At 66.4% G+C, this 19065-nt stretch carries 27 protein-coding genes; 9 read left to right on the plus strand and 18 right to left on the minus strand.

All coding sequences use genetic code 11. From position 1 onward, the window contains the following. Window positions 1-20 precede the first annotated feature (20 nt). The 15 genes from LC039_RS15475 to ffh form a co-directional block, all read right to left on the minus strand. A complete protein-coding gene (locus tag LC039_RS15475) occupies window positions 21-1694 on the minus strand; it encodes a TIGR01244 family sulfur transferase (RefSeq protein WP_226626012.1) in 1674 nt (557 codons plus the stop codon). A gap of 176 nt (window positions 1695-1870) precedes the next feature. Beyond that, entirely contained in the window at window positions 1871-2092 is a 222-nt protein-coding gene (rpmE, locus tag LC039_RS15480) for a 50S ribosomal protein L31 (RefSeq protein WP_066103860.1), read from the minus strand. 11 nt (window positions 2093-2103) lie between these two features. Continuing rightward, window positions 2104-2487, minus strand: coding sequence for a 50S ribosomal protein L19 (rplS, locus tag LC039_RS15485; protein ID WP_095883016.1), 384 nt, complete (start codon window positions 2485-2487; stop codon window positions 2104-2106). 273 nt (window positions 2488-2760) lie between these two features. Next, on the minus strand, window positions 2761-3219 hold the full coding sequence (locus tag LC039_RS15490) for a GNAT family N-acetyltransferase (protein ID WP_226626014.1): 459 nt from the start codon (window positions 3217-3219) through the stop codon (window positions 2761-2763). Beyond that, on the minus strand, window positions 3216-4022 hold the full coding sequence (gene trmD / locus LC039_RS15495) for a tRNA (guanosine(37)-N1)-methyltransferase TrmD (RefSeq protein ID WP_226626016.1): 807 nt from the start codon (window positions 4020-4022) through the stop codon (window positions 3216-3218). The genes LC039_RS15490 and trmD overlap by 4 nt, the downstream gene beginning before the upstream one ends. A 123-nt stretch (window positions 4023-4145) precedes the next feature. Then, complete coding sequence (locus LC039_RS15500) at window positions 4146-4733, minus strand: hypothetical protein (RefSeq protein ID WP_226626019.1); 588 nt, start codon at window positions 4731-4733, stop codon at window positions 4146-4148. A gap of 177 nt (window positions 4734-4910) precedes the next feature. Then, on the minus strand, window positions 4911-5417 hold the full coding sequence (gene rimM / locus LC039_RS15505) for a ribosome maturation factor RimM (RefSeq protein ID WP_226626022.1): 507 nt from the start codon (window positions 5415-5417) through the stop codon (window positions 4911-4913). A 107-nt stretch (window positions 5418-5524) separates the two neighbouring features. Then, window positions 5525-6379: a MipA/OmpV family protein gene (locus LC039_RS15510; RefSeq protein ID WP_226626025.1), complete on the minus strand. Its 855-nt coding sequence runs from the start codon at window positions 6377-6379 to the stop codon at window positions 5525-5527. Between the two features lie 137 nt (window positions 6380-6516). Continuing rightward, window positions 6517-6900, minus strand: a complete 384-nt coding sequence (rpsP, locus tag LC039_RS15515) for a 30S ribosomal protein S16 (RefSeq protein WP_226626027.1) — start codon at window positions 6898-6900, stop codon at window positions 6517-6519. Between the two features lie 45 nt (window positions 6901-6945). Further along, window positions 6946-7242: a chorismate mutase gene (locus LC039_RS15520; protein ID WP_226626028.1), complete on the minus strand. Its 297-nt coding sequence runs from the start codon at window positions 7240-7242 to the stop codon at window positions 6946-6948. Window positions 7243-7352: 110 nt separating this feature from the next. Further along, window positions 7353-8003: a GNAT family N-acetyltransferase gene (locus LC039_RS15525; protein ID WP_264179561.1), complete on the minus strand. Its 651-nt coding sequence runs from the start codon at window positions 8001-8003 to the stop codon at window positions 7353-7355. Next, complete coding sequence (locus LC039_RS15530) at window positions 8000-8512, minus strand: GNAT family N-acetyltransferase (protein WP_226626030.1); 513 nt, start codon at window positions 8510-8512, stop codon at window positions 8000-8002. Before LC039_RS15530 ends, LC039_RS15525 begins: the two co-directional genes overlap by 4 nt. After that, window positions 8509-9039, minus strand: coding sequence for a GNAT family N-acetyltransferase (locus LC039_RS15535; protein WP_226626031.1), 531 nt, complete (start codon window positions 9037-9039; stop codon window positions 8509-8511). The genes LC039_RS15530 and LC039_RS15535 overlap by 4 nt, the downstream gene beginning before the upstream one ends. Beyond that, a complete protein-coding gene (locus LC039_RS15540; protein WP_226626033.1) occupies window positions 9036-9212 on the minus strand; it encodes a hypothetical protein in 177 nt (58 codons plus the stop codon). Before LC039_RS15540 ends, LC039_RS15535 begins: the two co-directional genes overlap by 4 nt. Next, window positions 9209-10723 carry a signal recognition particle protein gene (ffh, locus tag LC039_RS15545; RefSeq protein ID WP_226626035.1) on the minus strand — a complete coding sequence of 505 codons (1515 nt, stop codon included), beginning with the start codon at window positions 10721-10723 and terminating at the stop codon, window positions 9209-9211. The genes LC039_RS15540 and ffh overlap by 4 nt, the downstream gene beginning before the upstream one ends. 414 nt (window positions 10724-11137) lie before the next feature. Here ffh and LC039_RS15550 point away from each other — a divergent pair, with 414 nt between their 5' ends. The 3 genes from LC039_RS15550 (at window position 11138) to LC039_RS15560 (ending at window position 13388) form a co-directional block, all read left to right on the plus strand. Next, window positions 11138-11422 carry a hypothetical protein gene (locus LC039_RS15550; RefSeq protein ID WP_226626036.1) on the plus strand — a complete coding sequence of 95 codons (285 nt, stop codon included), beginning with the start codon at window positions 11138-11140 and terminating at the stop codon, window positions 11420-11422. Window positions 11423-11625: 203 nt separating this feature from the next. Next, window positions 11626-12507, plus strand: a complete 882-nt coding sequence (locus LC039_RS15555) for a LysR family transcriptional regulator (protein WP_226626039.1) — start codon at window positions 11626-11628, stop codon at window positions 12505-12507. Beyond that, on the plus strand, window positions 12504-13388 hold the full coding sequence (locus LC039_RS15560; RefSeq protein ID WP_319003724.1) for a DMT family transporter: 885 nt from the start codon (window positions 12504-12506) through the stop codon (window positions 13386-13388). Before LC039_RS15555 ends, LC039_RS15560 begins: the two co-directional genes overlap by 4 nt. A 67-nt stretch (window positions 13389-13455) precedes the next feature. Here LC039_RS15560 and LC039_RS15565 read toward each other — a convergent pair whose 3' ends face one another. After that, window positions 13456-13791, minus strand: a complete 336-nt coding sequence (locus LC039_RS15565) for an ArsR/SmtB family transcription factor (protein ID WP_226626042.1) — start codon at window positions 13789-13791, stop codon at window positions 13456-13458. Window positions 13792-14041: 250 nt separating this feature from the next. Here LC039_RS15565 and LC039_RS15570 point away from each other — a divergent pair, with 250 nt between their 5' ends. From LC039_RS15570 to LC039_RS15595, 6 genes are all read left to right on the plus strand, one after another. Next, window positions 14042-14419, plus strand: a complete 378-nt coding sequence (locus LC039_RS15570) for an AtpZ/AtpI family protein (protein ID WP_226626045.1) — start codon at window positions 14042-14044, stop codon at window positions 14417-14419. Then, window positions 14409-15188: a F0F1 ATP synthase subunit A gene (locus LC039_RS15575; RefSeq protein WP_092427882.1), complete on the plus strand. Its 780-nt coding sequence runs from the start codon at window positions 14409-14411 to the stop codon at window positions 15186-15188. Before LC039_RS15570 ends, LC039_RS15575 begins: the two co-directional genes overlap by 11 nt. Window positions 15189-15246: 58 nt before the next feature. After that, window positions 15247-15483: a F0F1 ATP synthase subunit C gene (locus LC039_RS15580; protein ID WP_092427884.1), complete on the plus strand. Its 237-nt coding sequence runs from the start codon at window positions 15247-15249 to the stop codon at window positions 15481-15483. An 86-nt stretch (window positions 15484-15569) separates the two neighbouring features. Then, entirely contained in the window at window positions 15570-16121 is a 552-nt protein-coding gene (locus LC039_RS15585) for a F0F1 ATP synthase subunit B' (protein WP_226626048.1), read from the plus strand. Window positions 16122-16125: 4 nt separating this feature from the next. After that, window positions 16126-16689, plus strand: coding sequence for a F0F1 ATP synthase subunit B (locus LC039_RS15590; RefSeq protein WP_226626050.1), 564 nt, complete (start codon window positions 16126-16128; stop codon window positions 16687-16689). Window positions 16690-16884: 195 nt separating this feature from the next. Next, on the plus strand, window positions 16885-17694 hold the full coding sequence (locus LC039_RS15595) for a division plane positioning ATPase MipZ (protein WP_226626053.1): 810 nt from the start codon (window positions 16885-16887) through the stop codon (window positions 17692-17694). A gap of 15 nt (window positions 17695-17709) precedes the next feature. On the opposite strand, the gene LC039_RS15600 is transcribed toward LC039_RS15595, so the two are convergent. Together LC039_RS15600 and LC039_RS15605 are read right to left on the minus strand one after the other, a co-directional pair. Beyond that, entirely contained in the window at window positions 17710-18255 is a 546-nt protein-coding gene (locus LC039_RS15600; protein ID WP_226626057.1) for an HdeD family acid-resistance protein, read from the minus strand. A 314-nt stretch (window positions 18256-18569) separates the two neighbouring features. Then, entirely contained in the window at window positions 18570-19022 is a 453-nt protein-coding gene (locus LC039_RS15605) for a GNAT family N-acetyltransferase (RefSeq protein ID WP_226626059.1), read from the minus strand. Window positions 19023-19065 lie beyond the last annotated feature (43 nt).

Genomic DNA, 19065 nt, shown 5'->3' on the forward strand with positions numbered 1-19065 from the left:
TCATTTCCAGAAAAAGGTTTTCAGTACGCCGTGACAGGCTCGGGTTTGGCCATCCACTCCTTCCCGCGCAGCATGGCCTTCCAGTAGACCGGTGGCAGGACCTGCTCCTTGAGCAGCCAGGCGGCACGCGTCGGCTTGGTTCCGTCGATCAGCCATTTCGGGAAGCTTGGCAGCAGCGCCCCGCCGTAGCCGAACTCGGCGAGCACGATCTTGCCCCGTTCAACGGTCAGCGGGCAGGAACCGTAGCCGTTGTAGAGCGCGGCGGGCGACCTGCCGTCGATGTCCGCCGCCACGTTCTCGGCCACGACAGGAGCCTGCATCCGCGCCGCCGCGGCGGTCTTGGCATTGGGCGCGTTCATAACGTCGCCGAGGCTCCAGATATTGTCGTAGCTCTTGTGGCGCAGGGTGCCCTGGTCGACATCCACCCAGCCCGCGGCATCGGCCAGCGGCGAGACCTTGATGAAGTCGGGCGCGACCTGCGGCGGGCAGACGTGCATCATGTCGAAGTCGACGGTCACCTCGGTCGCTTCGGTATCGGGCTTGGCGACCTTGAAGGTCGCCTTGCGGGCAGGGCCGTCGACCGCCACGAGGTTGTGGAAGAAGTTCAGCTTCGCGCGGTATTTCTCGATGTAGCTTTCCAGCGCGGGAACGTAGTCCTTCACCCCGAAGAGCACTCCGCCGGCGTTCATGAACTCGATCTCGATGCGCGGCAGCACCCCGGTGCGGAACCAGTGATCGCCCGAAAGGTAGAGCGCCTTCTGCGGCGCGCCGGCGCATTTGATCGGCATCGGCGGCTGGGTGAAGACGGCGCGGCCGCTTTTCAGCCCTTTCACCAGCTCCCAGGTATACGGCGCGAGGTCGTAGCGGTAGTTCGAGGTGACGCCGTTCTTGCCCAGCGTCTCGACGAGCCCTTCGACCTTGTGCCAGTCGAGTTTCAGGCCGGGGCAGACGATCAGCCGGTCGTATTTCAGCACACGGCAGCCATCCAGGATTACGGCGTTGTCCGCGGGCTCGAAAGCGGCGACCGCGGCCTTGATCCAATGCACGCCGCGCGGGATCAGGCTGCCCATGGTGCGGGCGGTGGTCTGCGGTTCGAAGACGCCGCCGCCGACCATGGTCCAGCCCGGCTGGTAGTAGTGGATGTCGGCGGGGTCGAGCAGGGCGATGTTCAGCTCGGGCTTGCGCGCCTTGAGGCTCGCCGAGACGGCAATGCCCGCCGCGCCGCCGCCGACCACCACCACGTCGAACTTCGCATCGCCGGTGTCGGTCGGGGTCTTGCCGCCGTTGACGATGCGCCGGACGACGCCCGCCATGTCGTAGCCCGCCTGCTTGGTGGCTGCGAGGATATCTGCGGGCGGCAGGCCGCCGGCCTGGCTCAGCGACCAGAGCGTGGCCGAGCGCGTGCCGCTGCGGCAGTAGGCCAGCACCGGGCCCGGCAGCTCGCGCAGGGCCTTGCCGAAGGCCACGGCGTCGGCGTCCTGCACCTTGCCGGCGACGACGGGGATGTAGCGCGCCTCGAGCCCGGCCTGTTTCGCGGCGGCCTCGATCTCTTCGAAGTTCGGCTGATCCGCGCCCTCGCCGTCGGGCCGGTTGCAGATGATGGCGCGGTAGCCGGCCTCGGCGATCCCGGCCAGGTGTGCGGCGGTGATCTGCGGCGAGGCGGCGATGTCGTCGGTGATCTTGCGAATGTCCACGAGGTGTCCTCCCAACTCGATTCGCAAACAGCATACACATTCCAAAATGAGAATGCATTTGGTTCGACGGGGGAGGGCCGATCACATTGTCGCAGGGTCAGCGCGATTGACTTGGGGCGCAAAAGAAAAACGCCGCCCCGAGGGACGGCGTTTTCCGAAATCCGGAAGGGATGGGATCAGAAGCCCAGGCCTTCGTATTTCTTCTTGAACTTCGACACGCGGCCGCCGGCGTCGAGCAGGCGCGACGAGCCACCGGTCCAGGCCGGGTGCACGGTCGGGTCGATGTCGAGCGACATCTGATCGCCTTCCTTGCCCCAGGTCGAACGGGTCTGGTAGACGGTGCCGTCGGTCATCTTGACGTCGATGACGTGATAGTCGGGGTGGATGCCCTTTTTCATAACGGCTCTCCTTATGCGTCGGCGCCGGCGAGCGGCTTGTAGTTGGTCTGCTCTGCGATACGTGCGGATTTGCCGCGACGCGAACGCAGGTAGTACAGCTTGGCGCGACGGACTTTACCGCGGCGCACCACCTCGATCGAGTCGATGTTGGTGGCATAGAGCGGGAAGACGCGCTCGACGCCCTCACCGAAGGAAATCTTGCGGACGGTGAACGAGCCGGCGATGCCCTTGCCGTTCTTACGGCTGATGCAGACGCCTTCGTAGTTCTGCACGCGGGTACGCGTACCTTCGGTCACCTTGTAGCCGACGCGCACGGTGTCGCCGGGCTTGAAGTCGGGGATGGTCTTCCCCAGGGCGGCAATTTGCTCCGCCTCGAGCTGTGCGATCAGATCCATCTGACGCTCTCCTATCTGCTCACGGTTTGTCCCGTGAAGGTGTCGCGTTCTCAGAGCTCCGTGTCTTCGACCGGGTCCGCCGCAGCGCCCGCCGGAGGTAACAACATCTTTGTCTTCTGGGTGGCCATAGGCCGCGTCCGTACCGCTCGGGCCGCGCCGAAGAAACGCGGGAGGCGGGAACGGACGAATCCACGAGCGCCCGAAGGACGTCGCGGATTGGCGCCGTATAGGCGGGGACAGCGCTTGGATCAAGTGAAAACGGGTGCGCCGAGCTCAGAGCGTGCGCTTGAAGCCCAGGTGGCTCGCCTTGAAGCCGAGCCGCTCGTAGAAGCGATGCGCATCGGTGCGGCTGGCGTCGGAAGTCAGCTGCACCGTCGCGCATCCGCGGGCGCGGCACTCTTCGACCGCCCAGTCGATCATCTGGCTGCCCAGCCCGATACCGCGTGCCGGTGCCGCAACGCGCACGGCCTCGATCTGGCCGCGCAGCGCGCCCTTGCGCGACAGGCCGGCAATGAAGGTGAGCTGCAGCGTGCCGATGATCTCGCCATCACGCTCGGCGACCGCGAGGACCTGGTTCGGGTCCGCCTCAATCGCGCGAAAGGCATCGAGGTAGCTCGTGGCGAGAGGCTCCGAGAGATCCTCGCGCATGGCACCCAGCGGATCGTCCGCCAGCATTTCGACGATGATCCGGACGTCCGCCTCGGTGGCGCGGCGCAGGCTGATCCCGCTCATTTGCCGGACCCCTTTGCTGCCTCATGCGCGGCCCAGAGGTCGGGACGGCGGGTGCGGGTGATCTCTTCGGACTGTTCGCGGCGCCAGGCGTCGATCGCGGCGTGGTTGCCCGAGAGCAGCACGTCGGGGATGCGGTGGCCCTGCCATTCGGCGGGGCGGGTGTACTGAGGATGTTCGAGCAGGCCGTTGGAGAAACTCTCCTCCTCGGTCGAGGAGGCGTTGCCCAGTACGCCGGGGATCAGCCGGATGGTGGCGTCGAGCAGAATCTGCGCGGCGATCTCGCCGCCGGTGAGGACGAAATCGCCGAGCGAGACCTCGATGATCTGGTAATGGTCGATGACCCGCTGGTCGAGCCCCTCGAAACGGCCGCATATCAGCGTGACCCCCGGCTCCTGCGCGAGGCGCTGCGCCATCTGCTGGTCGAAACGGCGGCCGCGCGGGCTGAGGTAGATCAGCGGGGCGCGAGCGGGCATGCGGGCGCGGGCGTGTGCGATGGCCTGGCCCATCACGTCGGGGCGTAGCACCATGCCGGCGCCGCCGCCGGCGGGGGTGTCGTCGACGTTGCGGTGCTTGCCCTCGCCGAACTCGCGCAGGGAGACGGTGTTGAGCTGCCAGAGCCCGTCCTGCAGGGCGCGGCCGGTGAGCGAATGGCCCAGCACGCCGGGGAAGGCGTCGGGCAGCAGGGTGATCACCTGCGCCTGGAAGGCGCGGGCGAGCTCCGGTGCCTCGCTCATCAGGTCCCGCGGTGTCAGGCTGGGACGGATGGTCTTGCGCCCCAGGGCGCGCTGCGGTGTGTCGGTCATGGCAGGTGTCCTTCGCGCCCCTCACGGTCGCGCCCCCGTCTAGCGGCGGAGCGCGCCCGGCTCAAGCCATGGTATCGGCATCGCGGCGGAGCGCCGGAGCCGAGGTGTCGCCGGAGCGGAAGATCAGGCCGAGCGGGCCATGGGCATGGGGGCGGTTGCCGCGGCATGCGCGGCGGCGATCTGGCGCACCCGGTCGTGCAGGTCCAGCACCATGTCCGGCAGGCGGAAACAGCGGGCGAGCCCGCCGGCACGCTCGGGTGTCGCCCGCAGTAGCATCGCCAGCAGCCAGAGCTCGGTCAGCCCGCGCGGGGACAGATCTGTGACGGTTCGCGCATGCTGGCAGGCGAGACCGCGTTCGAGAATGCGGCGGATTGCATGCTCGGGGCTTTCCGGCAGCGCGCCGCGCGGTGCCGGGCTGGTCAGCAGCCGCGCCAGTTCGGCGCGCATCTGGCGCAGGGGCGGCAGGGGCAACGGAGGGCGGCGCAGCGCGCGCCGGGTCAGCAGCACCGGCCGCGCCGCACGGAACCGGCGCAGCGCCGAGGTCGCGGCCAGCAGCGCCAGCAGCGCAAGGATCCAGAGCGCGGCAATCAGGTAGAGGGTGCCGTGCGGCAGCGCGGGTGCGGCTGCGGCGACGAGAACAGCGGCGCAGAGGGAAAGCAGGAGTGCCGGCGCATAGCGCGCCCGCAGGCCGAGCCGAACTACCGAAAACACAACACCAAACCTCGGTTCAAAACACAGCATTAACCCTAACATAGGGCTGCCGAATTTTGGACAAAATTCACCAATCGCGCCTGCTTTTCACGTTTGGATGAACAATCGGCCGCGCGGCGTGACCTCGTTTCCGGTGAGCGCGGCAGTCTCAGCTTCCGGTTGTATCGTACGGGGAGTTTACGCAAGCAGCCCTTCGGGTGGATCGGCGATGATCCGTCCCGAGGCGAGGTCGACCGTCGGCACCACCTCGCGGGTGAAGGGCAGCAGCACGGTGGCCGAGGCGCCGGGCACGATCAGCTCGAGCAGGTCCGAGGCCCCGTGGTTGAGCACCGCCTTCACCTTGCCGATCTCGGCGCCGCCGGTGTCGAGCACGGTCAGCCCGATCAGGTCGGTGTAATAGTACTCGTCGTCGGGCAGGTCGGGCAGACGGTCGCGCGGTGCGAAGAGCTGCAGCCCCTTGAGGGCGTCGGCCTCCTCCTTGGTGCGCACACCCGAAAGCCGTGCCGCGAAGCCGCCCTTGAGCGGGCGGGTGATCTGCAGCTCGAAGCTGCGGCTGCCGTCCTCGGAGGTGAGCGGGGCGTAATCGGCAATCGCCTCGGGATCGGCGGTGTAGCTCTTCAGCCGGACCTCGCCATGCACGCCGAAGGCGCCACCCAGAACGCCGACACAGATCATCTCGTCCACTTTGATGCGCCTCCCGTCATTGCGCGTGCCGGATCCGTTGCGCGTCGCGCCGGCTCCGGTGAGGGCCGGGATAGCGCGACCGGGGCCGGATATGCAATCTCAGAAGGTCAGAAGCGCAGGTTGAAGACGCGGGTCACCCCGATGCGGAAGCGCCACTGGTCGTTGTCGCCGGTGTCGACGATCGGGCTGTCGGCGGCGTCGCCCTGCAGGTTGTCCCAGTTCAGCGCGCTTTCCACGCCCCAGAGATCGTTGATCTTGTAGCGCGCGCCGAGCTGGATGCCGGCGCTGATCAGCCCGCCGTCGGGGTCGTAGGCCGGCAGCTCCGGGGTTGCCTCGTCAGATTCGACCCCCGAATAGGTGTCGATGAACTCGTCGTTGGCCCAGATGAAGCGTGGGCCGACGGTCAGCCGCCAGCGGTCGTCCGGGCGGGCGACATAGTCGAGCCCGACCGCGCCGACGAGGCCCTCGTGGCCGCCGAAGCCGCGGCGGATGTCGGCAAAGGCCTCGTAGTTGGGGCCGGCGAAGCCGATGCCGAAGCCGAGCTCGTAGCTCGGGTCGACGTCATGCAGGCTTTCAAGGTCCGGGTCCTCGCTGGCGTCGCGCTCGCCAAGGTAGCGGAACGAGCCGTGCAGGTCCCAGCCGTAGTCCTCGGCCCAGGGGTCGTTGTCGCCGACCTCGGGCAGGCCGCGCAGGCGCAGGTGCTTGAACTGGAAGCCGATGTCCGGGCCGACGTCATACTCGTCGGAGCCGAAGAACTTCGGCTGGGTGGCCACGCCGCCACGCAGGGTGAAGGTGAAACTGTTGCCCGCGGACTGGGTCGAGGTGACCGGCAGCGTCGCGGCGGGGCCGTCGCTCAGGGTCTCCTGCGTCGCGAACTCCTGCGCGAGCGCAGGTCCGGCGCAGAGCGCGGCCGCAAGGCTCAGCGCAGCAGTCTTGGCAGCAAGGGGGCGGAGCAGCGGCATGGCAGAAATCCCGGTGTTCGCAAGGCAATACATGGCTGATGGTAGGCCGCGGATACAACTTATCCAAGCGTCAACGAAAAAGGGTGCGCAGGATTTCTCCCGCGCACCCCTTATTGTGGCTTTGATGCCGCGGAGGATTACTCTGCGGATTCCTCTGCCGGTGCTGCTGCGGCCTCTGCGGCGGCGGCTGCTTTTGCGGCCTTGGCTTCGGCGCGCTCGGTGGCTGCCTTGCCCGGGACGGCTTTCTTGGGGTTGCTGCGCTCTTTCTTCGCGACAACGCCGGCGGCTTCGAGGAAGCGCGACACGCGGTCGGTCGGCTGGGCGCCCTGGCCGAGCCAGTACTGAACGCGCTCGACGTTCATCACCACGCGGCGCTCGTCGTCCTTGGCGAGCAGCGGGTTGTAGGTGCCCAGCTTCTCGAGGAAGCGGCCGTCACGCGGCATGCGCGAGTCGGAGGCGACGATTGCGTAGTGGGGGCGCTTTTTCGAGCCACCGCGGGCGAGACGGATTTTCATGGCCATTGTGGTATCTCCTTGGAATGGCGTTTGATGACGGGCAAAGACCTGTCAGGATTGGTGTTTTTCGTGGTGCTTGATGACTTCCTGAATGATGAAGTTCAGGAATTTCTCGGCGAAGGCCGGATCGAGATCCGCTTTCTCCGCCAGGTCCTTGAGCCGCGCGATCTGCTGCTCTTCACGCGCGGGGTCGGAGGGGGGCAGCTCGTGGGTGGCTTTCAGCACCCCCACGGACTGCGTGTGCTTGAACCGCTCGGCGAGCGTGAACACGAGGATCGCGTCCAGCCGGTCGATGCTTTCGCGGTGCTCTTTCAGAAGGTCAGCGGCGCGGGCGGCGGAATCACTCATGCTCGGCTCCTTTGAACGAAAAAGAGGGGGCACACACCATACACATCCGGTGCACGCGTGGTGCATCGGAGGCGGCAGGAACCGCGCGCCGGGACGTGGAGGAGAACACTTCAGTCAACGGCCCATCCCTTCGGCTTGAAGAGCGGATCGATGTAGTTGGCGATCTCCATGTCGATGCCATGCGCGAGCTGACTGCCGCGCAGCGCCGCCGGCGCCGGGTGGCGGTAGACGGCGTCGCTGCCATCGACGGTTGCGGCCGCGGGATCCTTCTTGGCCCCGAGCCGTTCGGCAAGACGGATGGAATCGAGGTTCTTGGGGTCGATGTAGCTGACCGCGCCCTCCCATCCGGCCTCGTCGTAGAAATACTGGCGCACGCGCTGCGTTGCCTCGAGCGCGTAGCCGCGCCCGCCGCGGTCCGGCCAGATGATCCAGGCGATCTCGCGCTCGGGCCACTTCGCCGGGAACCAGCCACCTGCCATGCCGACGGTCTCGCCGGTGTCGCGCAGGTGGATCATCCACATGCCGAAGCCGCGAATCTGCCAGTGGCCGATCTCGGCGGCATAGAGCATCCAGGTCTCATAGGCGTTCAGCGGGCCGCCCATGAAGCGCGAGCGGTAGGACGCGAAGGTGGCCTTGAAGTCCGGGTAGTCCCCGGCCTGAGGCGCGCGCAGCACCAGCCGGGCCGTGTCCAGCTCGGGAATTCCCTGCAGCACGGCTGCGGGCACCGCCGGAGCGGCCTGATGGTGCACGGCGAGGCTCATCCGGCGATCTCCGGGTGGCGATAGATGTGGGCCACGTGACCCAGCACCATCTCCTCGCGCTCGAAGGTGGCGCCGAGCCGAAGGGCCAGCGCCTTGGAGCGGTCGTTCTGAGGGTCGACGAGGCTGATCAGCCGGGTCAGGCCGAAGTGTTTCGACGCGGCGGCACGTGCGGCAGCGGCCGCCTCATGGGCGTAGCCGCGGCCTTCGAACTGCGAGAAGATCGAGTAGGCGAGTTCGGGCTCGGGCCATTCGATGTGGTTGAGCGGCCCGGTGAAGCCGGCCATCTCTCCGCTCTCGCGGTCGGTGACATGCCAGATGCCGTAGCCGCGGATCTGCCAGTGACCGGCCGAGCGCAGCAGCGTGCGCCAGACCTGGCCGCGGTCGGTGGGACCGCCGACGAAATGCGAGCGCGGCTCGGCGTAGAAGGCGCACATGGCCTCGAGATCGTCCATGTGCGGGGCGCGCAGGGTCAGACGCTCGGTCTCGATGACGGGGATCTCGACGCTCATGCCAGCACCTCCTCGGCGGGAGGGTGGCGATAGAGCATGTCCTCGCCCATGTGGTAGTTCGTGTAGGTGCGCTCGTAGACCGCGCCCAGCCGTTCGGCCAGCGCGACGGAGCGGGCATTGCCCGGCACGATGTTGGAGGTCAGCGTCTTGAGGCCGAGGTCCTCGTAGGCGTAGCGGCGCACGCGCAGCGCCGCCTCGGAGGCGATGCCGCGGCCCTCGTAACCCTCGAAGACCACCCAGCCGATCTCCGGCTCGGGCCAGCCCTCGGGCTCCCAGATGCCGCAGATGCCGGCGGGCTTGCCGGTCGCCTTGTCTTCGATGGTGAAATAGCCGTAGCCGCGCAGGTGCCAGTGGCCCACGTTGAGCGCGAACCAGCGCCATGCGTCGCCGCGGTGATCGTAGCCGCCGAAGCCGTCCGAGCGTTCACGGTCGAGCAGGAAGGCGATCATCGCCTCTGCGTCGGCGGCTTCGGGGCCGCGCAGGATCAGGCGTTCGGTTTCGAGGCGGGGGGCGTTGACGAGAGTCATGCATAGGCCTCCACGCTGCCATCCGAATCGTCCTCGGGCGCGCCGTAGAGTGCGAAGGGATCGGTCGAGGGACGCTCTTGAGACGCGCGCACAACCTCCGTGCCGGCCGCCTGCGGGGCGGTCGGGTCCATCTCCTCGGGAGAGGGAAGGGGGAGGGGGCGCAGCTCGCTCATTTCTTCTTGCCGAACCCGCCGAGGCCCGGAGGCAGCGCGCCGCCGCCCATGCCGGGCATGCCGCCAAGACCGCCGGGCATCTTGCCGCCCATCGCCTTGGCCGCGGCCTCGATCTGCTTGGGGTCCATCTGCGACGGGTCCATGCCCTCGGGCATGCCGCCCTTACCGAACATGCCCTTCATAGCCTGTTTCAGCATGCCGCCTTTGCCCATCTTGCCCATCTTCTTCATCATGTCGGACATCTGCCGCTGCATCTTCAGCAGCTTGTTGAGATCCGACACGTCCATGCCCGCGCCGGCCGCGATGCGCTTCTTGCGCGAGGCCTGCAGGAGCTGCGGGTTGGCGCGCTCCTTCTTGGTCATGGAGTTGATGAGGGCGACCTGCTGGCGCAGGATCTTGTCGTCCATCCCGGCCTCGTCCATCTGCTTGGCCATCTTGGCCGCGCCGGGCATCATCTGCATCATGGCGCCGAGGCCGCCCATCTTCATCATCTGCTCGAGCTGCATCTTCAGGTCGTTCATGTTGAACTGACCCTTCTGGAAGCGCTTCATCATGCGCTCGGCCTGTTCGACCTCGAGCGTCTGCTGTGCCTTCTCGACCAGCGCGACGATGTCGCCCATGCCGAGGATGCGGCCGGCGACGCGGTCGGGCTCGAAGGTTTCCAGCGCGTCCATCTTCTCGCCGAGGCCGACGAACTTGATCGGCTTGCCGGTGATCGCGCGCATCGACAGCGCGGCGCCGCCGCGGCCGTCGCCGTCCATCCGGGTCAGCACCACGCCGGAGACGCCGATCTTGTCGTCGAACTCGGTGGCGACGTTGACCGCGTCCTGGCCGGTGAGGCCGTCGACCACCAGCAGCGTCTCGCGCGGGTTCACCACGTCGCGGACGTCGGCGGCCTGCTGGATCAGCTCGGCGTCGATGTGCAGGCGGCCCGCGGTGTCGAGCATGTAGACATCATAGCCGCCGAGGCTGGCCTGGGTCTTGGCGCGCTTGGCGATCGCCACCGGATCCTCGCCCTTGACGATCGGCAGCGTGTCGACGCCGATCTGCTGGCCGAGGATTTGCAGCTGCTCCATGGCCGCCGGGCGGTTCACGTCGAGCGAGGCCATCAGCACCTTCTTGCGGTCGCGCTCCTTGAGGCGCTTGGCAAGCTTGGCGGTGGTCGTGGTCTTGCCCGAGCCCTGAAGGCCGACCATGAGGATCGGCGCCGGGGCGTTGTCGATGCGCAGCGCGCCGGGCTCGCCCTCGCCGGCGAGGGTGGCGATCAGCTCGTCGTGGACAATCTTCACCACCTGCTGGCCGGGGGTCACCGACTTGGTGACCGCGGCGCCGGTAGCCTTCTTCTCGACGGCCTTGATGAACTGGCGCGCCACGGGCAGCGAGACGTCGGCCTCGAGCAGGGCGACGCGCACTTCGCGCAGGGCGGTGCGGACGTCATCCTCGGAGAGGGCGCCCTGCTTGGTCAGGCGGTCGAAGACGCCGCCGAGGCGTTCGGAAAGAGATTCGAACATGGGCCGTCTGGGCTCCTTCTTCTCTGGTCCGTATCTGGTGTGCAGACCCGAGATGGGGGCCGCGCGGCGTGGAATCAAACGTGACGCGGGAGCGTTTTGTCGCCGGACCCGTGTTCCAATGCGAAAACGCCTCCGTGGGCGCAACGCGCTGACGGAGGGCGATCCCGGGCATTGGCCCAAGGGACCGGAAGCATAGCGGACTCCCGGTGGATTGCGCGCGATGTACGCCCATGGGCACGGCGAGTCAAGTTGCGGCCGGGCCGGGGGCCGGAATGGGCGGAAACTCGAAGTTGAGTTGGCGCCGCGTCATGTAGAGGCGGTGCGTTGTTTGCAAAATGGGCACACTTCGCGCTGTTGCCCGCCGAAGAAGCATGTTTTCTTATTTAATTCTGGCCGGGTGGCCGGAATGACGCTATGTCAGAATTTGAAGACGCTCAATTGATAGGTGCGAATATGAAACTCAAAGAACTGTTTGCTTCCGCAGCCGTCATCTCCATGATCGGCGCTTCCGCGGCTCTCGCTGGCTCGCCGGCACCGGTTGTCGAAGAAGAAGACCCCTACGCTGTGGTTCCGGTTGCTGCTCCCTCGAGCGGCGCTGCTCTGGCCGTGGCTGGTGGTCTCGCAGCAATCGCGCTGATCGCCGCTGCTTCGGACGGCGACGACGACGACAGCTCGGACACCACCGGCGCCACCGACTAATCCTTTCGGATTTTGGCCGTGTCCTGACGCGGCCCGAAAACGCCCGGCAGTGCCGGGCGTTTGCTTTTTCAGGCACTTGTCCCGGTGTCAGCGACTGTTTCGACGCAAGATCGGACAGGGTCCAGCCCTCTTCGCTCCTTGCATTCCCGCACCGCTTCGCGCTTTCTAGCGCGGACCCGTGAGCAGGCGCACAGGAGAGGCCGATGGACAACTGGGACGAGATTCGCACCGCCTATCATGTGGCGCGTCTGGGCACCGTCAGCGGCGCGGCCGAGGTGCTCGGCGTGCACCATGCGACGGTGATCCGCCACATCGATGCGCTGGAGGCGCGGCTCGGGGTCAAGCTGTTCCAGCGCCACGCGCGCGGCTACACGCCGACCGAGGCTGGCAGCGACCTGTCCCGGGTCGCGCAATGCACCGACGATCAATTCCAGCAACTGGTCGGCCGAATCAAGGGCCGCGGCGAGGCGGTCTCGGGCGAATTGCTGGTGACCTCGCTGGTCAACTTCTCGGCTCTGATGATCGGCGCGCTGACCTCCTTCCGTGAGACCTACCCCGACGTGACCGTGCGCTATCTGACCGGCTCGCGCCTGTTCCGGCTGGAATATGGCGAGGCGCATGTGGCGCTGCGCGCCGGTGCGGCCCCGGAAGAGCCCGACAACGTGGTGCAGCCCTTCTCGCGGCGTCCGGTCGCGCTTTATGCCGCGAAATCCTATCTCGCGCGCAAGGGCACGCCGAAGGCCGTCTCGGAGTTCGGCTCGCATGATTTCGTCGGCTTCGACGATCTCGAATCGCGCGCGCCTTATCATCGCTGGATGAAGAGCAACGTTCTGCAGGAGCGTATCGTGTTCCGGACCTCGGATGACCGGGTGCAGTTGCAGGCTATCCGCGCAGGGGCGGGCATGGGCTTCATGCCGGTGACCGAGGCCGAGCAGGACCCCGAGCTTGTGCAGGTGCTGCCGCCGCAGGAAGATTGGACGTCGCCGCTGTGGCTGGTGACCCATGTGGACCTGCACCGCACGCCGAAGGTTCAGGCCTTCCTCAAGCACCTCAAGGCCTACGCCGCCGAACAGGATATCGCGTGAGCTTAACCCCCGCCGCGCGCGGCCATCTTGCGATGCTGGGCTTTTCGGCCTGTGTCGCGGGGTCGTTTTCGCTGGGCTCGATGGCCGCGCCGCATATTGCGCCGGCGGCGCTCAACGCCCTGCGCTTCCTGCTCGGCACGACGCTGCTTGCCGGGCTGGTCTTCGCCCGCGGTGGTGTCCCGCGCACGGCCCTGACGGCGCCCTGGCGCTACCTTCTGATCGGCGCGCTGATGGCGGTCTATTTCCTGCTCATGTTCGAGGGGCTGAAGACCGCCGAGGCGGTGAGCATGTCGGCGGTCTTCACCCTGACGCCGGTGATGGCGGCGGGCTTCGGCTGGCTGCTGATGCGCCAGCGCATGAGCGGGCGCATCGCTCTGGGGTTGGCGATCGGTGCGGCCGGGGCGCTCTGGGTGATCTTCCGCGCCGATCTCGCGGCGCTGCTCGCCTTCGCCCCGGGGCGGGGAGAGACGGTCTTCTTCTTCGGCTGCGCGGCCCATGCGGTCTATGCGCCGCTGGTGCCACGTCTGAACCGCGGCGAGCCGGGGCTGATCTTCACGCTAGGAACCATGCTGGCCGCCACCCTGGTGCTGCTCGTTTGGGGCTGGTCCGATATCATGGTCACCGATTGGGCGGAGCTACCGCCCATTGTCTGGGTGACCATTCTCTATACCACCCTGGCGGCGACGGCGCTGAGCACGGTGCTCCTGCAGTACGCGGCCATGCGTCTGCCGAGCGCCAAGGTCATGGCCTACACCTACCTTATCCCGAGCTGGGTGATCCTCTGGGAGCTCGCGCTCGGGCGCGGCGCGCCGCCAGCGCTGATCCTCGTCGGGGTCGCGATGTCGGTGCTGGCCGTGCTCTTGCTGCTGCGGGACGGGTAGGGGACACCCCTCGCCTCAGAGAGGTGCAAGTTCCTTCGAAGGACTTTGCGTCACCGACCAACGCTGTTCAGGCCGGATCGTCCGTCTTCAGCTCGACCTGAAGGAACCGCTCGAAGGCGTCGAGGTTGATCGGCTCGAACTGGCCGAAACCTTGCATCCAGACCGAGGCTTCGCGCAGCGCATCCGGCTCCAGCTTGCACCATTTCACCCGGCCGCGCTTCTCCTGGCTGATCAGCCCGGCCGCAGCGAGGATCGCGAGGTGCTTGGAGATCGCCGCGAGCGACATCTCGAAGGGCTCCGCGACATCGGTCACCGCCATGTCATCCTCGAGCAGCATGGCGAGGATGCGCCGCCGCGTGGGGTCGGCCAGGGCGGCGAAGACGGTGTCGAGATCGGGTTGCATGGGCTCATAAGCGCCGGAGCGGGGTGGGCCGTCAAGCCACGCCGTGGCGGCGGTTTTCCTATACTCAACCCCGGGGTTGAATATGGATTTGCGCGCCTGGTGGCGCTAGCGGCCCGATGCTGCGCTGCGGCCTCGATGGTGACGCCAGTAAAATCAATGCCTTAGAAGGCTGTTTCAGGCGATCACGGCGGGTTGACTCGAAGCCCCCCTCCGCATAGCAACTCCGGGAACGTCCGAATGGAGCGAAATGGTGGGCGATCCCGATCCGAAGCGGCAACTCGACGCGCTGGAGGCGAAGATCGCGGCGGCCAAGGCTGCCCGGGAGACCCGGAAGTCGCACCACGAGGAGCACTATTCCCAGGCCAATGTCGCCTGGCGGATGGTGACGGAAATGGTGGCCGGTCTCGGGATCGGCTTTGGTATCGGCTACGGCCTGGACGCCCTTCTGGGCACCATGCCGTGGTTCATGGTGCTGTTCACATTGCTGGGCCTCGTGGCGGGCATCCGCGTGATGCTGCGGACCGCCGCCGAGATTCAGGCGAAACAAACTTCCGGCACCGCCGGAGAGGGACAATCCTCCGGCCAGCCCGGAGATGACGAGAAGAGGGATCGCGGCGATGGCGACTGAAGCGGCTCACGGTGCTGATATGGCAGAACACGCGGTAGAAGGCGGCCTGTCCTTCCACCCGATGGACCAGTTCATGATCAAACCGCTCTTCGGAGCCGGCGACGTGGGCATGTTCACCATCACCAACGTGACGCTGTGGATGTTCATCTGCATCCTCGCGATCATCGGCGTCATGGTGCTGGGCACCTCACGCCGCGCGATCATCCCCTCGCGCAGCCAGTCGGTCGCCGAGCTTGCCTACGGCTTCATCTACAAGATGATCGAGGACGTGACCGGCAAGGACGGTCTGAAGTACTTCCCGTACATCATGACCCTGTTCATGTTCATCGTCTTCTCGAACTTCCTCGGCCTCATCCCGATGAGCTTCACCACCACCTCGCACATCGCGGTGACCTGGGTGCTGGCTCTCGCGGTGTTCCTCGGGGTGACCATCCTCGGCTTCGTAAAGAACGGCGTGCACTTCCTGGGCCTGTTCTGGGTGACCTCGGCGCCGCTGGCGCTGCGCCCGATCCTCGCCGTGATCGAGATCATTTCCTACTTCGTCCGTCCGGTCAGCCACTCCATACGTCTTGCTGGCAACGTGATGGCCGGTCACGCCGTGATGAAGGTCTTCGCAGGCTTCGCCGCGCTGGCCGTCGTCTCGCCGGTGTCGATCGTCGCGATCACCGCGATCTATGGGCTCGAAGTTCTGGTGGCCTTCATCCAGGCCTACGTGTTCACCATCCTGACCTGCGTGTACCTCAAGGACGCGCTGCACCCTGCCCACTAAGGGCAGGACGGTCCGGACAACCCCTATCCATCCAATTCCATCGTAAGGAGAGACTCAAATGGAAGGCGATATCGCAAACCTCGGTCAGTTCATCGGCGCCGGCCTCGCAGGCCTGGGTTCGGGCCTCGCAGCCCTCGGCGTGGGTAACGTTGCTGCAAACTTCCTGGGCGGCGCGCTGCGCAACCCGTCGGCAGCTGCATCGCAGACCGCCACCCTCTTCATCGGCATCGCATTCGCAGAAGCACTGGGGATCTTCTCGTTCCTCGTCGCTCTGCTGCTGATGTTCGCCGTCTAATCCTTCGGGACCTTATCCTTACGCGGGGGCGGCGCCGTCATTGACGGGCCGCCCCAAGTAGAGACAACGTTCCGACGGAGGACGACATGGCGGTCGAACCCATTCAGGAAGAAATGGCCGGTGTCTGCGTCGATGCCCATGGCTCCGCCATCGGGATGCCGCAGCTTTGCGGCGAGTGGATTCCGAACCAGATCTTCTGGCTCATCATCACTCTGGTGGTGATCTTCTTCGTGCTGTCGCGCATCGCTCTGCCGCGGATCGCATCCGTCCTGGCCGAGCGTCAGGGCACCATCACGAACGACATCTCCGCCGCGGAAGAACTGAAGCGCCAGGCGAAGGACGCGGAAGCGGCCTACGAGAAAGCGCTTGCCGACGCCCGCACCGAGGCACAGGCCATCGCGCAGAAAGCCCGCGACGAGATCAAGGCCAAGCTCGATGCCGCAACGGCCGAGGCGGACGCCAAGATCGCCGAGAAATCGGCCGAGTCCGAAAAGGTGCTCGCCGGGATCCGCGCCTCTGCCGTGGAAAGCGTCGAGGCCGTTGCAAAGGAAACCGCGGAAGCCATCGTGGCTGCCCTCGGGACCTCTGCCGACCAGGCTGCGATCGACGCGGCCGTGGCAAACCGGATGAAAGGCTGATCCCATGCGCCACCTCATTTCCCTGAGCGCGCTCGGAACCCTGATGGCCAGCCCCGCGCTGGCCGCCTCCGGCCCGTTCTTCTCGCTGCGCAACACCGACTTCGTCGTGCTGCTCGGCTTCCTGCTGTTCCTCGCGGTCCTCGTGTACTTCAAGGTGCCGAAGACCCTGGGCGGCCTGCTCGACAAGCGTGCCGACGGCATCCGCGACGAGCTGGAAGAAGCCCGCGCCCTGCGCGAAGAAGCACAGACCCTGCTGGCCTCCTACGAGCGCAAGCAGCGCGAAGTGCAGGAGCAGGCGGAAAAGATCGTGGCCCAGGCCAAGATCGACGCCGAAAGCGCCGCGGACCAGGCCCGCAAGGACCTCGACGTCTCCATCGCCCGCCGCATCGCGGCTGCCGAGGAGCAGATCAAGTCCGCCGAGACCTCGGCCGTCAAGGAAGTGCGCGACCGCGCGATTTCCGTGGCCGTGGCGGCTGCCCGCGACGTGATTGGTCAGCAGCTTGGTGCTGCCGACAAGGCGAAGCTGGTGGACTCCTCGATCAAGGAGGTCGGTGCCAAGCTGCACTGATCTGTCCCGAGCGACACGCTTGCAGAGCCCGGCCCATGGCCGGGCTTTTGCTTTTGTGCCGCGCGTCCAATCCGGAAACCGCGAAAGGTTGCGGGCTTGGGGCGTCTGAAGGCTTTTCCTTGAAGTGGACCCCATATACTGTGGGCCTACCGCAAGCACAGCCAAACATGTGGGCGGGAAACACGAGGGGACAGCGTGGCACATATCATCGTCGTAGGAAACGAGAAGGGTGGGGCGGGGAAGTCCACCGTCTCGATGCACGTGGCAACCGCCCTGGCGCGTATGGGGCACCGGACCGGCACGCTGGATCTCGACCTGCGGCAGCGCTCGGTCGGCCGCTACATAGAGAACCGCCGCGCCTTCTGCGCGCGCGAGGGGCTCGACCTGCCGATCCCGCTCTACCTCGACCTGCCCGAAGTCTCGCCCGAGGCATTGGCGCCCGGAGAGAATGCCTTTGACCACCGCCTGTCCAAGGCCGTCGCGCAGCTTGAGACTGACTGCGACTTCGTGCTGATCGACTGCCCCGGCTCGCACACCCGCTTGAGCCAGGTGGCGCATTCGCTCGCCGACACGCTGATCACCCCGCTCAACGACAGCTTCATCGATTTCGACCTGCTGGCCCATATCGACACCGACGGCGAGAAGATCCTCGGCCCTTCGGTCTACTCCGAGATGGTCTGGAACGCGCGCCAGCTACGCGCCCAGGCCGGGCTGCAGCCGATCGACTGGGTGGTGCTGCGCAACCGCCTCGGGGCGCAGAACATGGTCAACAAGATGAAGATGGAAAAGGCACTGACCAAGCTGTCGAAGCGCATCGGCTTCCGCATCGCGCCGGGCTTCAACGAGCGGGTGATCTTCCGCGAGCTTTTCCCGCGCGGCCTCACGCTGCTCGATCTCAAGGACATCGGCGTCGGCAACCTCAATATCTCGAACGTCGCCGCGCGACAGGAGTTGCGCGAGCTGGTCTCGGCGCTGGAGCTGCCCGCGGTCGAGGTCAACTTCTGAGCTGACGCAGCGCAGCTAGTGGTTCCGCATGTGCAGCGCGATCAGCGTTGCGCCGATCCCGGAACTCAGCAGGTCGATCGCGAGAAAGATGCCCAATAGGCCCGTCGCCGAGCCGGGCAGCGTCGCCATGATCAGCACGCCGAGGCACAGCGACACCAGCCCGGCAAAGACAAGCCAGCCCCAGCCGGAGCGCTCGCGGACCGAGAAGCCGATGGCGATGCGCACGACGCCGAGCGCGAGAAAGAAGAAGGCGATCAGCCAGGTCAGCGAGACCAGGCCGCGCAGCGGGTTGGCCAGCAGGAAGAGCCCGAAGGCCAGGACCAGCAGGCCGAGCAGCGCCTCGGCGATCCGCGCGCCGGTGCTGGCGTGATCGTTGAAGGCAATCCAGAGTTGCAGCGCGCCGGCGATGACGAAGGCAATGGCTGAAATGGTCAGCACGGTCATCGACGCGGCGAAGGGGTGCACGAAGGCCCCGATGCCGCCGAGGGTCAGGACGATCCCGAGAACGAGCATCCAGCCCCATTTCTTGCGTGGGGTGATTGGGGCGGGACCGTCGGGCATGGCGGGGCTCCGTATTTGGGGCGGCGCGTGTCGGGACTGGCACCAGTCTGGGCGGAGAGCGGCGCCGATGACAAGGCGCGGCGGCCGCCATTCAGGGAAAGTTCATAGGTTTGCACGAAGATTTGCGCGGGATGCCGCATTGGCGCGCGCGGATTTCCGCGGGCTGCCGATCGCCGGCGCTTTGGCGCGCAGCTTAGGTTTAGGGGTTGGGCAGGTCCGCGTTCGGCCATGACTTCGACCATGACCTGTTGACGGTCGGTCGAGCGGAGAGATTGAGAGGAGGTACGAAGCGTATGCAGGATGAAGCGTAGGCGTCAGAGCGCCTTTTCGTAGAACAGGCTCGAACTGTTCTCCACGTAGCCGTCGAATGGACCTCGCGGTACGAAGCCCGTACGTTCGTAGAGCGCCACCGCGGCGGGCAGCTTGTCGCCGGTCTCCAGTCGCAGGAGTGGGATGGCTTCAGCCCGTGCCACGGTCTCGAGGTGTTCAAGCAGACGGCGGGCGAGGCCGAGACCGCGCGCTTCGGGGCTCACGAACATCGATTTGATCTCGGCGTAGCCGTCCTTGCGGGCGATTGCGGCGCAGCCCAGAAGCACACCGTTTTCTTCGGCCCCGAACAGGGTGATCTCGGGCGTACAAAGCGCGTCGATGTCGAGGAAGTAATTCTCTTCCGGTGGGAACAGCGACTCCATCAGCGCGTGGCTGGCTTTCAGCAACGCTTCGGCGCGCGGGTCGCGGGGCGGAACTGGACGAATGGTCACCGACATCAATGCTTTCCTCCGGGCATGGCTTCGGATATTGGCCGGGCCT

This window comes from Alloyangia pacifica, assembly GCF_020524285.1.
Lineage (GTDB): Bacteria > Pseudomonadota > Alphaproteobacteria > Rhodobacterales > Rhodobacteraceae > Salipiger > Salipiger pacificus_B.

Coding starts and splice junctions, on each gene's coding strand:
- rpmE (WP_066103860.1), bottom strand. CDS start 2,092: ATGAAAAAGGGCATCCACCCCGACTATCACGTCATCGACGTCAAGATG.
- rplS (WP_095883016.1), bottom strand. CDS start 2,487: ATGGATCTGATCGCACAGCTCGAGGCGGAGCAAATTGCCGCCCTGGGG.
- LC039_RS15490 (WP_226626014.1), bottom strand. CDS start 3,219: ATGAGCGGGATCAGCCTGCGCCGCGCCACCGAGGCGGACGTCCGGATC.
- trmD (WP_226626016.1), bottom strand. CDS start 4,022: ATGACCGACACACCGCAGCGCGCCCTGGGGCGCAAGACCATCCGTCCC.
- LC039_RS15510 (WP_226626025.1), bottom strand. CDS start 6,379: ATGCCGCTGCTCCGCCCCCTTGCTGCCAAGACTGCTGCGCTGAGCCTT.
- rpsP (WP_226626027.1), bottom strand. CDS start 6,900: ATGGCCATGAAAATCCGTCTCGCCCGCGGTGGCTCGAAAAAGCGCCCC.
- LC039_RS15520 (WP_226626028.1), bottom strand. CDS start 7,242: ATGAGTGATTCCGCCGCCCGCGCCGCTGACCTTCTGAAAGAGCACCGC.
- LC039_RS15525 (WP_264179561.1), bottom strand. CDS start 8,003: ATGAGCCTCGCCGTGCACCATCAGGCCGCTCCGGCGGTGCCCGCAGCC.
- LC039_RS15530 (WP_226626030.1), bottom strand. CDS start 8,512: ATGAGCGTCGAGATCCCCGTCATCGAGACCGAGCGTCTGACCCTGCGC.
- LC039_RS15535 (WP_226626031.1), bottom strand. CDS start 9,039: ATGACTCTCGTCAACGCCCCCCGCCTCGAAACCGAACGCCTGATCCTG.
- LC039_RS15540 (WP_226626033.1), bottom strand. CDS start 9,212: ATGAGCGAGCTGCGCCCCCTCCCCCTTCCCTCTCCCGAGGAGATGGAC.
- ffh (WP_226626035.1), bottom strand. CDS start 10,723: ATGTTCGAATCTCTTTCCGAACGCCTCGGCGGCGTCTTCGACCGCCTG.
- LC039_RS15550 (WP_226626036.1), top strand. CDS start 11,138: ATGTCAGAATTTGAAGACGCTCAATTGATAGGTGCGAATATGAAACTC.
- LC039_RS15555 (WP_226626039.1), top strand. CDS start 11,626: ATGGACAACTGGGACGAGATTCGCACCGCCTATCATGTGGCGCGTCTG.
- LC039_RS15565 (WP_226626042.1), bottom strand. CDS start 13,791: ATGCAACCCGATCTCGACACCGTCTTCGCCGCCCTGGCCGACCCCACG.
- LC039_RS15575 (WP_092427882.1), top strand. CDS start 14,409: ATGGCGACTGAAGCGGCTCACGGTGCTGATATGGCAGAACACGCGGTA.
- LC039_RS15580 (WP_092427884.1), top strand. CDS start 15,247: ATGGAAGGCGATATCGCAAACCTCGGTCAGTTCATCGGCGCCGGCCTC.
- LC039_RS15585 (WP_226626048.1), top strand. CDS start 15,570: ATGGCGGTCGAACCCATTCAGGAAGAAATGGCCGGTGTCTGCGTCGAT.
- LC039_RS15590 (WP_226626050.1), top strand. CDS start 16,126: ATGCGCCACCTCATTTCCCTGAGCGCGCTCGGAACCCTGATGGCCAGC.
- LC039_RS15600 (WP_226626057.1), bottom strand. CDS start 18,255: ATGCCCGACGGTCCCGCCCCAATCACCCCACGCAAGAAATGGGGCTGG.
- LC039_RS15605 (WP_226626059.1), bottom strand. CDS start 19,022: ATGTCGGTGACCATTCGTCCAGTTCCGCCCCGCGACCCGCGCGCCGAA.